Source organism: Mesobacillus subterraneus (genome assembly GCF_020524355.2).
Lineage (GTDB): Bacteria > Bacillota > Bacilli > Bacillales > Cytobacillaceae > Mesobacillus > Mesobacillus subterraneus_C.
In genome coordinates this window covers 3,062,864-3,076,386 of record NZ_CP129019.1, presented here as the reverse complement: position 1 = coordinate 3,076,386, position 13,523 = coordinate 3,062,864, and the positions used below count along the sequence as shown (strand labels likewise).

The window sequence follows — 13,523 nt, the reverse complement described above, 5'->3', positions numbered from 1 at the left end:
GCTTCATTTACTATTAAAAGACCTGACTCTGTGCACAATCTTTCCATTAGAGATTGAAAGATCATCAGGAACTGAAGAGTCCTATGAGAAACGTCACTTAAAAACCTATTTCTGTCACAGAATGTTACGAAACCCTCCCGTTGTCGTTAGGCTGACTGTGGTAATTTAATAATAATCACATACAAATTCAGGAGGTAGTCAAGATGGCGGAGTTCGCAGTAACCTTAAGCATCGCAAGCATCATGATCCTGGGCTATTATATAGGCTATGCAATTTATAAAGCATAACCTGGAGCGAATATTGACATAATGTAAAGCGGAAGCAGCGAACATGACTGCTTCCGCTTTTTGTGTATCATGCATTATGCACTTTTCTGTAATTTCATCTAAAAAACAGTTATCCTAAAGGCGAAAATGTTTGAAATGTTTCGACATGTTAATAATTAGATTGAGGAGGGATTGTGTTGTCAGATTATCGGATCGAAAGAGATACAATAGGTGAAATCAAAGTGCCGTCAGATAAATACTGGGGTGCGCAGACACAGCGGAGCAAACAGAATTTCAAGATAGGCACAGAAAAAATGCCCATTGATCTGATTTATGCGTTTGCAGAAGTAAAGAAAGCGGCAGCTAGTGTGAATGCCGTTTCTGGAAAGTTGCCAGATTCAAAAGCAAAAGCAATCGAGGCAGCCTGCGATGAAATCCTTACCGGGAAATTCGATACACATTTTCCGTTAGTTGTATGGCAGACCGGAAGCGGAACTCAATCGAACATGAACGTGAATGAAGTGGTCGCAAGAAGGGCGACTGAACTGCTTGAATATCAAGGGTCTGAAGAAAAAGTCCATCCAAATGATGATGTGAATATGTCACAGAGCTCGAACGATACATTCCCTACAGCGATGCATATTGCTGCAGTTCAGAAAGTGACAGCAGAAGTATTGCCTGCGCTTGAACTTTTTAAAGAAACACTGAAGAAAAAGGAACATGAGTTCAATGACATCATTAAAATAGGCAGGACCCATCTCCAGGATGCGACTCCTTTGACATTGGGACAGGAAATAAGCGGCTGGAGAGCTATGCTTGAGAAGAATGAACAGATGATTAAGGATGGATTGAAATACGTCCGAGATTTAGCGATTGGCGGGACGGCTGTAGGGACAGGCATAAACGCTGCGAAGGATTTTGGTGACAAGGTTGCGAAACAGCTTGTTGAACAAACGGGCGAGACATTTTATTCTGCACCAAACAAATTCCATGCACTGACTTCACATGATGAAATCGTGTTCCTTCATGGAGCATTAAAAGGGCTTGCAGCAGACTTGATGAAAATTTCCAATGATGTTCGCTGGCTTGCCAGCAGCCCAAGAAGCGGAATTGGTGAACTGTCGATACCGGCAAATGAGCCTGGCAGTTCAATCATGCCTGGTAAGGTTAATCCAACGCAAAGTGAAGCATTGACAATGGTAGCGACACAGGTGTTTGGAAATGATGCAACAATTGGTTTTGCCGCCAGCCAGGGCAATTTTGAACTGAATGTGTTTAAACCCGTTATCATTTACAATTTCCTGCAAAGTGCAAGGCTCTTGGCAGATGGAATGAGATCATTCAATGAAAATTGTGCAGAAGGGATTGAAGCAAATCTCGATGTAATTGCTGGCCATGTTGAGCGGTCGTTAATGCTTGTAACAGCTTTGAATCCACACATTGGCTATGAAAAAGCAGCAGAAATCGCCAAGCTCGCTTTCAAAGAAAATACAACCTTGAAAGAAGCTGCGATTAAATCAGGCTATTTAACATCTGAGCAATATGAAGAATGGGTTAAGCCAGGAAAAATGATTTAACAGCTCCACCTAGCCTTAATAGGTAAATGGAAGTCATGCAAATTCTGCTTGAAAGGTTCACAATGACAATTAAAAGGCCCCCTTTAGGAAGGGGGCCTAGCCATTCTATTTAATTTTATTGTGAATTACAATTTAGCGTGCAGAACCGCCAAGTTGTTGCTCAGCCATTTGAACTAGTCGCTTAGTGATTTCTCCACCAACAGATCCGTTAGCACGAGAAGTTGTTTCTCCACCAAGTTGTACACCAAATTCTGTAGCGATTTCGTACTTCATTTGATCAAGAGCTTGTTGAACACCAGGAACTAATAATTGATTAGAGTTGTTACTGCTAGCCATTAATATTTCCTCCTTTGTGTTTTCATAGTTGTATTTGGGTTAGTATTGGATTCGAACCAACCATGGCTTTTGCCATGCCACCTGGTTTAACCCGTAATAAGAGATTTGGCTGGGCTAGCCGGGATTGCACCGGCGCGCGTATAAGCTGCCTTCTAAGGCTTAACCCAATGATTTGTTGCGCTTGTTGTTGCTGCGTTGTTTTCTGTTGCTGTTTTATTAATAACTAGTATGTTTTGTTTTGAGAAGTTTATGCGCCAAGTCATTAAGGTAATTAATTCCAAAAAAATCATACTACATAACCGATTCTAATCAACGCAAACTATCGTTATCAGTAAAGCAGAAAGGATGGAAGAGAATGGGGATGTGCCCGATTTGCAATGGTTTCAAGTCAATCACTCCGTCTTGTCCAAACTGCAGCGGCAGCATGGAGAACAATGGGCGAGAAGCAGACTTCTACGATGATTACAGTCCTTATATGCCAATTGATCAAATGAAGCTTGAAGATGGGTATCCAACTGATTTTACGGAAGGGGAATGCCCTCACATGTTTAAATGTACAAAATGCGGTTCAAGTCAGGTTTTTCTGATAAAAGAATGAGGATTTCATAGTCAGGATTAAATAGAAAAAAGCAACCGCAGGCGGTTGCTTTTTTTAGTAAGAATAAACGTATTGCATCACTTCGAGAATAGTCTAGCTCCAATGCTTGTCGGTGGTGACCAGGCTCTAGCTTTTATTATGGACGGATTCTCTTTTCTGTTTCTGCATCAAAGAAGTGAACTTTATTCATATCGAATGCCAATTCAATTACCTGTCCTGGTGATACGTCTGAACGTGAATCTACACGTGCTACAAAGTCCTGGCCCTCGAAATGAGAGTAGATCATTGTTTCTGCACCAGTTAATTCGGAAACTTCAACAGTTGCCTGGATTGTGGCGCCTTGGGAAGCATCGATGAATACAGGCTCATCATGAAGGTCTTCAGGTCTTACGCCAAGGATGATTTCCTTGCCGACATAACCTTGAGAGCGAAGAACTTTCATTTTGCCTTCTGGAATAGCGATACTAGAAGTATTGTTTGTGAACTTTCCTTCTTCAAGCTTACCAGTAAAGAAGTTCATGGAAGGTGATCCGATAAATCCGCCAACAAAGACGTTTTCAGGATTTTCGTAAACTTCTTTAGGAGCTCCAACCTGCTGGATGATTCCATCCTTCATGACTACAAGGCGAGTTGCCATTGTCATCGCTTCAGTCTGGTCATGCGTTACGTAAATAGTCGTTGTATCTAGACGGCGGTGAAGCTTTGCGATTTCTGCACGCATCTGTACACGAAGTTTTGCGTCAAGGTTTGATAATGGTTCGTCCATTAAGAAGACCTTTGCGTCACGGACAATCGCACGTCCCAAAGCAACACGCTGGCGCTGACCGCCAGATAGAGCCTTTGGCTTACGGTCTAAGTATGGCTCAAGACCAAGGATCTTGGCAGCTTCTTGAACGCGGCGATCAATTTCATCCTTAGGGAATTTACGAAGCTTCAATCCGAATGCCATGTTATCATAAACAGTCATGTGCGGATATAGTGCATAGTTCTGGAAAACCATTGCGATATCACGGTCTTTTGGAGGTACATCGTTAACGCGCTTTCCATCAATATAGAAATCGCCTTTAGAAATCTCTTCAAGTCCGGCGATCATACGAAGTGTCGTAGATTTACCGCAGCCTGAAGGGCCAACGAATACGATGAATTCTTTATCCTGGATATGAAGGTTGAAATCTTCTACAGCAGTTACTTTATTGTCATAAATTTTATAAATGTTGTCTAATTTTAACTCAGCCATTTTTGTAAGCCTCCCTGAATGTTTGTCTACAAAAACAGTTTAGCGGAAATGCCCTGAATTAATCATCGGCAGGGTGCACAAAAATTATGTAAGCCCTTTTATGCAATTTGTTTAAAGGCAATGATTCAGCGCATTTCTTGATAAATACTGGCAAGGTAAACGACAACGGCTGCATCAAAATCCTTTAAACTGACGCCGGTCTTCTCCATGAACTTGTCCAATCTGTATTGAAGAGTATTGCGATGGACATACAGTTTTTTGGCTGAAAGAGAGGCGTTAGAATTGCTTTCAAGGAACACTTTTATCGTTGCCATTAACTCTTTATCTTCTTCAAATGCTTCAAGGATTGTTGTATCAAGAATTTCCTTAAGATGAACTGGCAAATGTGTCGCTAACAGCATCGGGAAAGCTTTTTCGAAGGTGTATACAGCATCACGGGTGGTATGTACAGTCAATTCATCGAATACCTGTCTTTCCTTTTTGAAAAAGTCTGGGAGCTGCAGAGAAACCTTCTGGAATTTGCCGATATAAAATGAAATCTTTACATAGAAGTCGCTCTCGAGTGTTGAGGCAATGGAAAATAGATTTTCAGCATTTTCAGGCACTTCGTTTTTTTCTTCAATGATCATTCCGTACGAATCCTTTACCCAGAGGGTGGGATGGTCAGGGAAGAAACCTTTTAAAGCTTCATGGATTTCATCTGATTCGATATTATTTGACTGCAACTTGAACTGGATAAACCGAACTTCGTTACCCGCTCCGGCTGGCAAGTCACCTTCATGGAAGAGAAATTGACTCCAGGAATGCGCTGCCCCTGTTAAATGTGTACTATTTTCCAGTTCGACAAATTCAAACAAGTTTTTCATTAATTCAAGCTGGCTTTCAGAAATGCTATTTTTAGGAATACCAATCCACAAATTTGCTTCTTTAAACCAGTAATAACCAGGTGAAGCAGGGGCTGGGATATGTTCATGCGTGACAGAATCAGGGAAATAAGATAATATTTTATTAATCATATAAGTATCCTCAGATTTAATTTGATAAAAGCTGACATATCTTTTATTATAACAGGTGTAGCTATTAATGTTAATCTGGCTAATAAGCTATAACTGGTAGAAAAAAGGAAAAAATGCTGGTATAATAGATACAATACGGGGTACCGTAAGAGAGAGGTGCAGGAAATGGAATACACACCAGAAATGAAAAATCGTTTGAAGCGATTAGAAGGTCAGGTACGAGGAGTCATTCGCATGATGGAAGAAGAAAACCACTGCAAGGATGTTGTTACCCAACTATCTGCTGTCCGTTCCGCAGTAGACCGCGCGATTGGTTTCATCGTTGCTAAGAACCTTGAATCTTGCATCACTGAAGCAACTCAGGAAGGCAAAGATGCCGACGAAGCGATCAAAGAAGCAGTGAATATGATTGTAAAAAGCAGATAAGACACCAGCATCCTTTTAGGATGTGGTGTCTTTTTTTTTGAATGTACTAGGAAATTATTAAGTAAATTTAATTCGGAGTCACCAGTTTCTGCGTTTCTGGGCAGTCGGCTATACCTTTCGATTTCGGGACGCCCACAGAGTCAAAGAACGACTTCACTCTCCGCACTCCAGCGCCTGTCGGGGCTGATCGAGGCGCTTGCGCTTCTTGTTCTTTAAAATAGATTAAGTTTTAGTACTAAGTACCTGCCGCTTTTCTAGTGATTGGGCGGATTTTCAGGATAGAATTCATGGCTTTCTTCAATATTGGCTGAACTGTCCAATCTATTTACAGTCCCACCAGCCATGCCTTCATTGATCATCCGGTCAACATCTACATAAACTTTATCCCGTCCCTCGTATTGCAGGTCCTCAGCGAACTTCTTGCCAGGTTTTTGTTTCATAATATCCTCCTCCAACGTTTTTATGCTTAGAATACCGGAAAAGGAGAAGAAACATTCACTTTATTTGTCATATACATGGAAGAGCATGAGTTCGTGGATTTGTTCTTTCAACTGATGAATATGCTCGTTTGATGGCTCCTCAGAGTTCCACTGGATATCCCCGTTTTGATGATAGATTCCCGTAAACTTCTGTTTGTTAAAATAAAATGAAAAATGCCAGCCGGGCATATCCTTATTTTCGAATAATGATTTGAATTGGAAATGAGTAATCAAGCTGATTCCCCCTGAGAATGTCTTTTTCATTATTATATAGTATTCAAGCTATCAGCAGTGCAGAAAAACCCTTGTTCAAATGAGGCAAAGGATAGAGAAACTAAAAAAGGGCCGCGTTCCAATGCAGCCAAAAAAAGTTGTACCAATGAATTTCAATTAAAATCCTGTTTTACTAAAAAATAAATCGACAAGAGCGGAGATCCTTTTTTCCTCAATCTGGGGTTCGTCGAAGCTCATTGGTTTTGAGTTGACTTCATAAATGACATAATGGTCTTTTTCGGTGATTCCTGCATCAAGAGAGAATTCTCCGAAATAGCCTAACTCTTCAGTTAGCAGCTGTCCGATTTCTTTTACGGCCCAGTCGAAAAATCGGTCATGTCTGTCATTCCTGACCTTAATATAGGGGAGCATGATACCTCCGTTTGGAAGGTGGGTGGTCAGGTCCTGCTTCCGGGATTGGCGGATGCCGATTCCAGTCACTTCGTACCCATCCGGTCCGTCATGGGCATGGACGCGGAAGTCAAATCGTTTGCCATCGATGGCTGACGGCGTGACTTCTTTCTGGGCAATGTACTCGTATTTTAACAGCTGCCGCGATTTAACCTTCCAAAATTCCTTTATACCTGGATACATATGGTGGTGAGAATGGCTTTCGAATTCAATTTGCCCGTTTTTTTGCCGGAGCCGGAATATCCCGATCCCTTTAGAAGATGAAGCGGGCTTCAAGTAAATACCTTCATGTTTTTCAAGGAAGGCGGCTAACTTGATCATCGATTTCACAGCAATGCTTTCAGGCATCAGCATTCTTAATTGTGGATGTTTGGCAAATAGTAGGTACAACTTATGTTTATTGATAAAGGCAGGATTGAAAAATGGGATTCCGAGCGCGGTCAGGTAGTTCACGGCATCTTTAAAGGCAGGCTTCTGCTCTGCTTTCCGAAAGGGGACACGATTGAAAACAAGATGAGGCAGAGGTGTTCTCACAGGAATCCACTTTCGAGCATCAGGCAAAAATACGAACCCGGTGAGTCCATCTTTGACGATGGTTTCAGGAGGAAAGACGACAATCAATCCATTCCGTTTCAGCATCTCTGTCTGAAGTGACTGAAACAATGAACCATTGCCTGAAAGGGACATATTCTTGCTCATTGAGGTCATGATCCCAACCAGCGGTCCGATATTTCTCTGCTTGTTTTTCAATGAAAACTGTTGGATGTTCTCGGGAAGTGTCTCTGAAGAAGCCGCAGGGACGATAATTCTATTAAAGCCAAAGCTGAATTTTTCGTCTGCTTTGGCTTCATGCGTCCATTCCTTCGATACAGCATTATAGCGGATAATCATTTGAAAATATCCTCAGGTGACGTAATCGCTTTTTCTGCTAAAAAAATCCCGAAGGATAGAGACAGTTTTCTTGTGAGCAGATCAAAATTCTTAAGCTTTGGATGCTTAAAGATCGACCGGCCTGGCTTTGAGTTAGCTTCAAAGAGCCAAACTTTTCCTGATTTATCAATACCTAAGTCAAAACCAATCTCACCTATGATACCCTCCATATTTTTTTCTAAAATAGAGCTCAGGAGCAGAGATGCTTCAGAAAGGTTCTTCTCACAAAGCTCTCGCTCGGTCCTGTCTTCAAACAATTCATCCAGTGATTTTACGACTCCTCCATTATTCACATGGGTGGTCACGCTGCCTTGGCCGGCAATTTTTGCGGCGATTGCCGCTACTTGCCACTGTCCATATTCATCTTTATTGGTATGAACCCTGAAATCAATGAGTCTTTTTTCTGATCTAAGCAGGCTTATCCCCTGCTGGACAATCATTTGGGAAAGATTTCGCTTGTAAAAAACCTTCTTCATTAACTTTTCAAGGCTTTCAAATCTAGTTAACTTATTAATGCCCTCCTGGTCGCGGTAACGGCAGTAGTAATAGCCATTGTGTTTATCAAACAAAATTTGGTGGATCCCCAGGCCCGAGACTTCCATTAGCCGGTTTGACATAGACGTTTCCATAGTTTGAGAGCATTCTTTCAATCACGGAAAAAGATGAAAATTGATGTGTTTCAGGCAGGTACTCCACTGCTCGTTCATCCTGCTGCAGACGCTCAAATACATCCAGCTTGCTGAAAAAGCCTGGATTATACCATGGAATCAAATAATCGGTTTGCATCCTGGACTTCAGGCTTCGGAGTTCAGATTTTCTTTCGGTGCGCCTATTGGGAAGACGGTCGTATACAACATTGGGAAAGGGCACCTTTATTTTCATCCAGCTACCATCGAAAAAGAAATATCCCTCGATCAATCCTTGATCCCAGTCGATGTGTTCCTCGCCAAAGATGAAGGGCAGGGCACCTACAGATTTATTGACCGAAAGCAGCTTGGCGAAGAACATGGATCTCTCACCAATCGGTCTCAAAGGAAAAGGAGTGAATCCTGACGTCAGAATGCCTATCAGAGGCCCGATAAACAAAGTATGCTGATCGATGAAAATGTGCAATGAGGTTGATAAGTCCGGCATCGAGAGCTCCTTCTGCACATCATTACTCAGGACAATCACATTTCTTCCCTTAGGATGAGGGGCACATGTCACATCAACCACCTTGTTCCCAAAAGCGATTTTATTGACTTCCTTGTTAAGCGTCAGATCAGCAGGGATGAAGACAAGTTGCTTGGAGTGAGAGATAACTTCAACAGGATATTTTTTTCTCATAAGTGCTGTTCCTCTCTTTCTGGCAGAATTTCCGAAAGGACTCTGGCATATTCAAGTGGTGCATTATATAGCACCTCTATCTGGTCCGGATTTGTGGAAGCAATGACTTTTCTGCCGGGCTTGGAATTTGTATCAAGCACCCATAAGGCATGGTCCTTTGAAACACCAATATCTACACCCAGCTCAAAAAGCCGCGGAAAAGATTTTTCTAGGATACCTGGCAGCTTTGAGAGAATTTCCTCCAATTCATGTAAAATGAATCTTCTTGAACGGATATCCAGTGAATTCGCATACTCTTCAAATGACAGGATTTCCCCTCCAGCACGTAAATTCGAAAGGATACCATCCTTGCTGCCGCGGCGGACTCCCTTGCCGCGCACAATCCATTTTTCCTCATGATCCTTTTGCAGCAGCACTCTTATGTCAAAAGGACAATTATCCGTATCTGACAGTTCTAGGTAAGGCTGCAGCATATACTCTGTTTTACTTAATAGGCTGTCGAGCCATTCCTCTGTCTCAGAGGTGGAATGGAAAGTCTTTGTGGATAGCCTGCCGCCAGGGTCAGCTGAAACTTCAAACGCTCCACCTGATTTTTCAATTTTATAAATCCCTGCGCCGCCAGAACCGAAGATTGGTTTCAAGACTGCCTTTTCCATTTCCTCCAGCTGGACAACCACATCTTTGCCGCTGTCGATAAGAATCGTTTTTGGGATGTATGGAGACAGGGGGGATTTCGAAAGAACCTCGTATATGACCCATTTATTTGGCAAGCCGTTTCCAAGAAAGGTAATATCCGCTTTTTTCTTAAGCCATTTTACAATCGCCATCGCCTGCTTCGATGAAGGATCACTCGTATAAAAACAACGGTCATAAACAATCATGGGAAGCGGAAAGTCGGACTTAACCCAGCATCCTTTCTTGTGGTCGAATTTTTCTCCTGATACCAATTGTGTAATTGGATGGATTTTAGCAGGTGAGAACCGAAAGCAGGTGAACTTGTTTGGATTCGCCCTCCTGGCAATCTCGGTAAAATACGTTAGTTCACTTTTTAAGGAAAGTGACATCATTCCGAATGAAATCATTTTCATTACTCCTTTTGTGCAGGGATAGGAAAGTTTAATTTTCACTTTGTTCAGCCGCAGCGCTTGTCGGGGCTGACCAAGGCGCTTGCGCTTTTCGTATTGTCCAGCTCCAGCGCCTAGCCCCTCGAGTCGCTTCGGTCCGCTCAGGTGAAGTCAAAGAACGACTTCACTGGTCGGCCCTCCAGTGCTTGTCGGGGCTGACCAAGGCGCTTGCGCTTTTCGGTTGTCCAGCTGCGGCTCCTAACTCCTCGAGACGTTTCGGTCCTGCCAATGAAGTCAAAGAGCGACTTCACTGTCAAGCCCTCCAACGCTTGTCGGAGTTGGGCAGTCGCCTCCGCTTTTCGTATTGTCCAGCTCCAGCGCCTAGCCCCTCGAGTCGCTTCGGTCCGCTCAGGTGAAGTCAAAGAACGACTTCACTGGTCGGCCCTCCAGCGCTTGTCGGGGCTGACCAAGGCGCTTGCGCTTTTCGGTTGTCGAGCTCCAGCGCCTAGCCCCTCGAGTCGCTTCGGTCCGCTCAGGTGAAGTCAAAGAACGACTTCACTGGTCAGCCCTCCAGCGCTTGTCGGGGCTGACCAAGGCGCTTGCGCTTTTCGGTTATAGTTGGCAAAGTCCATAGCAATGGTCGATGATGGCTTTTGTCGAGGGCCTGATTTTCGTGCCGCGCTCTTCAAAGTTTTTGGAAGGCTTGGAGTTGGCTTCAATCAGCCATAGATTCCCTTTAATATCAATCCCAATATCAATGCCCAGCTCGGCAGTAAGTCCTTCCGCATTTCTGCTGATGACTTCTGCGATTTCCAGAGCAAGCTCTTTCATCAGTGCCAATTGATGCCTCGCTTGTTCCTTTCCGAAAATCAGTGCTAGAGTATGACCCGGTTTCATGACCTCGCCTCCGCGGGCTATATTGGATACGAAAAACTGTTCTGCGGAAACTCTGGCGACGATGGAAGTAACCTTCCAGAATTGCTGGGCGTTTTTATGACAGAGGACCCTGAAGTCCATCCTTCTGCCATTCAATTCTGATAGCTGTACACCCTGTTGAATGATGCATAGCCGTTTTCCAACTATGGGATTGATGGCACGGGACAGTTCTGATACGTATTTGAAGCTCGGAGGATCCTTTGCCGGCATCGAGGAAAACGATGCATTGAGCATCCCGTCATTTTTTGTCACCTGTATAATATTGCGTCCCTGGCTGCCGTGAACAGGTTTGATGTATAGCTCATCATACTTTTCGAGCATGGTTTCGAGGTGGCTCCCAGAATATAGATGTGTTTCAGGTATGAACGAATACAAATGTTCTTCGTTCAATAAAGACTCATGAATTTCCCACTTTGAAAGAAATCGGTGATTAAATATCTTTATTCCCAGAGCATCCAATTTATTTAAAAATCCCTTAAATGCTTTGCTGATTTCGGTCCTTCGCAATGAAACCCGGTTGTAGATGACGGCGGGAAAGGGAAAGAACCCTTTTTTCCAGTCATCTTCATGATCATCGTAAAAATAGCCCTCGACTCCTTCATCAGAAAAGCCTTTGAGTGAAAATACGTAAAAACTTCCGCCTTGTTCAGAAACTCCCTGATGAAGCTCTTCGCAAAAGGAGTGGACCTTACCAAAGTCAGGTCCGTTATCTTCTTTTATTTCAGTCAGCAAAGCAATGACGGGATTATTGGGTAAGCTTATCGATTGTGCTGGCGTCATAGCTTCTCCTCAATTTCTTTTAGGCTGTCTAAAAAGGTGATACTTCGATAACTCGTGCACCTAGGCGACCGGGTAATTTGTTCGTTTGCGCTTTCTAAACAGCCTACTGTAAAATAGGCAAACACACATATTGCATCCTATGAATATTAGTTGTTATTGGTGATTTTCATAATAGGAGTTGGATTGCGCGTAACCCGAACTTTTGGCATTCAGCAACATAGTTTGTTATAGTGGTGTGGAGCGTTTAACGTAGAAGGAGTGATTTGAATGGCAGTAAATCTATACGATTCAGCCTACGAATTGGAAAAAGCAATCAGAAACAGTGCGGAATACACAGAATTGAAAAAACTCTATGATGCTGTAAACAGCGATGAATCAGCAAAAAGAATGTTTGAAAGCTTTCGCAATATCCAGCTGCAGCTTCAGGAAAAGCAAATGACTGGGCAGGAAATTACCCAGGAAGAAGTAGAGCAGGCTCAAAAGACAGTCGCACTTGTTCAGCAGCATGAGTTAATCTCAAAGCTGATGGAAGCAGAGCAAAGAATGAGCATGGTGATTGGAGAACTTAATCAGGTCATCATGAAGCCACTTGAAGAGCTTTACGGAAACCCGAACCAGCAGCAATAATAGATAGACAGAACTGAACTCCCGCCGATGTGCGGGAGTTTTTTTGTTGTTCGGAAAAAAGGTGAATATGTGCGTCATCAATATTATGACGGACACAAATGAACGTAAAACGGGAAAAGCTGTCCGTCATCTATGATTCTATTTGGAGGCAGGACACACCAAATATGCTGCTTGATTTCCCTGACGACTGAATCCCTCAAGTAAGCTAAATCATAATCATGCCTATGTTCTATTCTCTCGGTTTCTATCATACAAGTTAAATAAGGACAAAAACACCGAAGAAATGGGGGCATAAATATGATTTACCGTCTTCTTGCGCTTAATGTGGATGGAACGATTCTCCAATCAAATGGAAGGCTTCATAAATCCACGAGGGATGCGATTGAATACGTACAGCGAAAAGGGGTTTATGTAACTCTAGTAACTTCAAGAAGCTTTCCTTCTGCCAAAAAAGTGGCAAAAGCGCTGAAAATAAATTCACTGCTGGTGACTCACCTTGGATCCTATATTTCTGATGATCTTCGCAGTGACCCGGTTTTTGAAAAACGGATACCGGAGGATGTAACTTTTCAGCTTGTCAGGTTCCTGGAAAGCTTTCCATGCCAAATCAGGCTTGTGCACGAAAAGTTCTCACTGGCAAATAAGTATAAGTTGAACCATAACTTGCTGGCGAAAACCGTGTTCACATCCGGTGATCCAATTTTTTACTCACAGCAATTCACGGATTCTATCAGTGAAACACTGGTCAATGATCCAGTCTCACCACCTAAAATAGAAGTCTATTTCGAGTATGAAGAAGATTTGAAAGATGCACAGCAGGCGATAAATGGAATGTTCTCAGAAGTTTCTATGTCCAAGCTGAATGAATACAGGCTGGATATCATGCCTGAGGGTGTCTCAAAACTGAATGGTCTGATCCAATTAGGTGAACATCTTGGCATCCCATTAAAGGAAATGGTCGCAATTGGTGATGGTAGTGACGACATCGATATGATTGAGGCTTGTGGACTTGGCGTAGCAATGGGGAATGCATCTCCAGAAATCAAAAAGGCTTCTGATTGGGTAACCCGATCGAACAATCAGCACGGTGTCAGCTATATGGTTAAGGAACATTTTCGAAAGCAGCAGCCAATTGAATTTCTTAGGAAAATGAACATTATCAAGATGTAATAATATTAAGCATGCCTGGAAAGAAAATCCGGCATGCTTTTCCTGTGGTTGGGAATATAATGGGGTTTTAA

General features: G+C 42.8%; 18 protein-coding genes. 5 read left to right on the top strand and 13 right to left on the bottom strand.

The window, feature by feature from the left end:
* Window positions 1–463: 463 nt before the first annotated feature.
* Complete coding sequence (gene fumC / locus LC048_RS15995) at window positions 464–1,843, top strand: class II fumarate hydratase (RefSeq protein ID WP_306048075.1); 1,380 nt, start codon at window positions 464–466, stop codon at window positions 1,841–1,843.
* A 132-nt stretch (window positions 1,844–1,975) separates the two neighbouring features.
* On the opposite strand, the gene LC048_RS15990 is transcribed toward fumC, so the two are convergent.
* The gene (locus LC048_RS15990; protein WP_023615428.1) at window positions 1,976–2,179 is read right to left on the bottom strand and encodes an alpha/beta-type small acid-soluble spore protein; all 204 of its coding nucleotides are present in this window, start codon (window positions 2,177–2,179) and stop codon (window positions 1,976–1,978) included.
* Between the two features lie 355 nt (window positions 2,180–2,534).
* Between LC048_RS15990 and LC048_RS15985 the strand changes: the two genes are divergently transcribed.
* A complete protein-coding gene (locus LC048_RS15985) occupies window positions 2,535–2,777 on the top strand; it encodes a hypothetical protein (RefSeq protein WP_226599904.1) in 243 nt (80 codons plus the stop codon).
* A gap of 136 nt (window positions 2,778–2,913) precedes the next feature.
* Here LC048_RS15985 and LC048_RS15980 read toward each other — a convergent pair whose 3' ends face one another.
* Window positions 2,914–4,014 (bottom strand): ABC transporter ATP-binding protein, encoded by a 1,101-nt coding sequence (locus LC048_RS15980; protein WP_226599906.1) that lies wholly within the window; start codon window positions 4,012–4,014, stop codon window positions 2,914–2,916.
* Between the two features lie 125 nt (window positions 4,015–4,139).
* Window positions 4,140–5,030, bottom strand: a complete 891-nt coding sequence (locus tag LC048_RS15975) for a PucR family transcriptional regulator (RefSeq protein WP_226599908.1) — start codon at window positions 5,028–5,030, stop codon at window positions 4,140–4,142.
* Window positions 5,031–5,195: 165 nt separating this feature from the next.
* Here LC048_RS15975 and LC048_RS15970 point away from each other — a divergent pair, with 165 nt between their 5' ends.
* Complete coding sequence (locus tag LC048_RS15970) at window positions 5,196–5,456, top strand: metal-sensitive transcriptional regulator (RefSeq protein WP_226599910.1); 261 nt, start codon at window positions 5,196–5,198, stop codon at window positions 5,454–5,456.
* Window positions 5,457–5,710: 254 nt separating this feature from the next.
* Here the strand turns inward: LC048_RS15970 and LC048_RS15965 are convergent, their stop codons facing one another.
* The 10 genes from LC048_RS15965 to LC048_RS15925 all read right to left on the bottom strand — a co-directional run bounded on the left by LC048_RS15965 (window position 5,711) and on the right by LC048_RS15925 (window position 11,655).
* On the bottom strand, window positions 5,711–5,896 hold the full coding sequence (locus tag LC048_RS15965) for a hypothetical protein (protein ID WP_226599912.1): 186 nt from the start codon (window positions 5,894–5,896) through the stop codon (window positions 5,711–5,713).
* A 60-nt stretch (window positions 5,897–5,956) separates the two neighbouring features.
* Window positions 5,957–6,169 carry a YheE family protein gene (locus LC048_RS15960; protein ID WP_226599914.1) on the bottom strand — a complete coding sequence of 71 codons (213 nt, stop codon included), beginning with the start codon at window positions 6,167–6,169 and terminating at the stop codon, window positions 5,957–5,959.
* A gap of 156 nt (window positions 6,170–6,325) precedes the next feature.
* Window positions 6,326–7,510, bottom strand: coding sequence for a YheC/YheD family protein (locus tag LC048_RS15955; protein WP_226599916.1), 1,185 nt, complete (start codon window positions 7,508–7,510; stop codon window positions 6,326–6,328).
* A complete protein-coding gene (locus tag LC048_RS25120; RefSeq protein WP_371931916.1) occupies window positions 7,507–8,118 on the bottom strand; it encodes a YheC/YheD family protein in 612 nt (203 codons plus the stop codon). Before LC048_RS25120 ends, LC048_RS15955 begins: the two co-directional genes overlap by 4 nt.
* A complete protein-coding gene (locus LC048_RS25115) occupies window positions 8,111–8,875 on the bottom strand; it encodes a YheC/YheD family protein (RefSeq protein WP_371931915.1) in 765 nt (254 codons plus the stop codon). The genes LC048_RS25120 and LC048_RS25115 overlap by 8 nt, the downstream gene beginning before the upstream one ends.
* Entirely contained in the window at window positions 8,872–9,957 is a 1,086-nt protein-coding gene (locus LC048_RS15945; RefSeq protein WP_226599920.1) for a YheC/YheD family endospore coat-associated protein, read from the bottom strand. The genes LC048_RS25115 and LC048_RS15945 overlap by 4 nt, the downstream gene beginning before the upstream one ends.
* Before the next feature lie 34 nt (window positions 9,958–9,991).
* Window positions 9,992–10,114, bottom strand: a complete 123-nt coding sequence (locus tag LC048_RS15940; protein WP_264188082.1) for a hypothetical protein — start codon at window positions 10,112–10,114, stop codon at window positions 9,992–9,994.
* On the bottom strand, window positions 10,101–10,361 hold the full coding sequence (locus LC048_RS15935) for a hypothetical protein (RefSeq protein ID WP_226599928.1): 261 nt from the start codon (window positions 10,359–10,361) through the stop codon (window positions 10,101–10,103). Before LC048_RS15935 ends, LC048_RS15940 begins: the two co-directional genes overlap by 14 nt.
* Entirely contained in the window at window positions 10,348–10,485 is a 138-nt protein-coding gene (locus tag LC048_RS15930; RefSeq protein ID WP_306048069.1) for a hypothetical protein, read from the bottom strand. Before LC048_RS15930 ends, LC048_RS15935 begins: the two co-directional genes overlap by 14 nt.
* 66 nt (window positions 10,486–10,551) lie before the next feature.
* Window positions 10,552–11,655 (bottom strand): YheC/YheD family endospore coat-associated protein, encoded by a 1,104-nt coding sequence (locus tag LC048_RS15925; RefSeq protein WP_306048068.1) that lies wholly within the window; start codon window positions 11,653–11,655, stop codon window positions 10,552–10,554.
* A gap of 267 nt (window positions 11,656–11,922) precedes the next feature.
* Here LC048_RS15925 and LC048_RS15920 point away from each other — a divergent pair, with 267 nt between their 5' ends.
* Complete coding sequence (locus LC048_RS15920) at window positions 11,923–12,282, top strand: YlbF/YmcA family competence regulator (protein ID WP_226599932.1); 360 nt, start codon at window positions 11,923–11,925, stop codon at window positions 12,280–12,282.
* A gap of 297 nt (window positions 12,283–12,579) precedes the next feature.
* On the top strand, window positions 12,580–13,452 hold the full coding sequence (locus LC048_RS15915; RefSeq protein WP_226599934.1) for a Cof-type HAD-IIB family hydrolase: 873 nt from the start codon (window positions 12,580–12,582) through the stop codon (window positions 13,450–13,452).
* Window positions 13,453–13,523 lie beyond the last annotated feature (71 nt).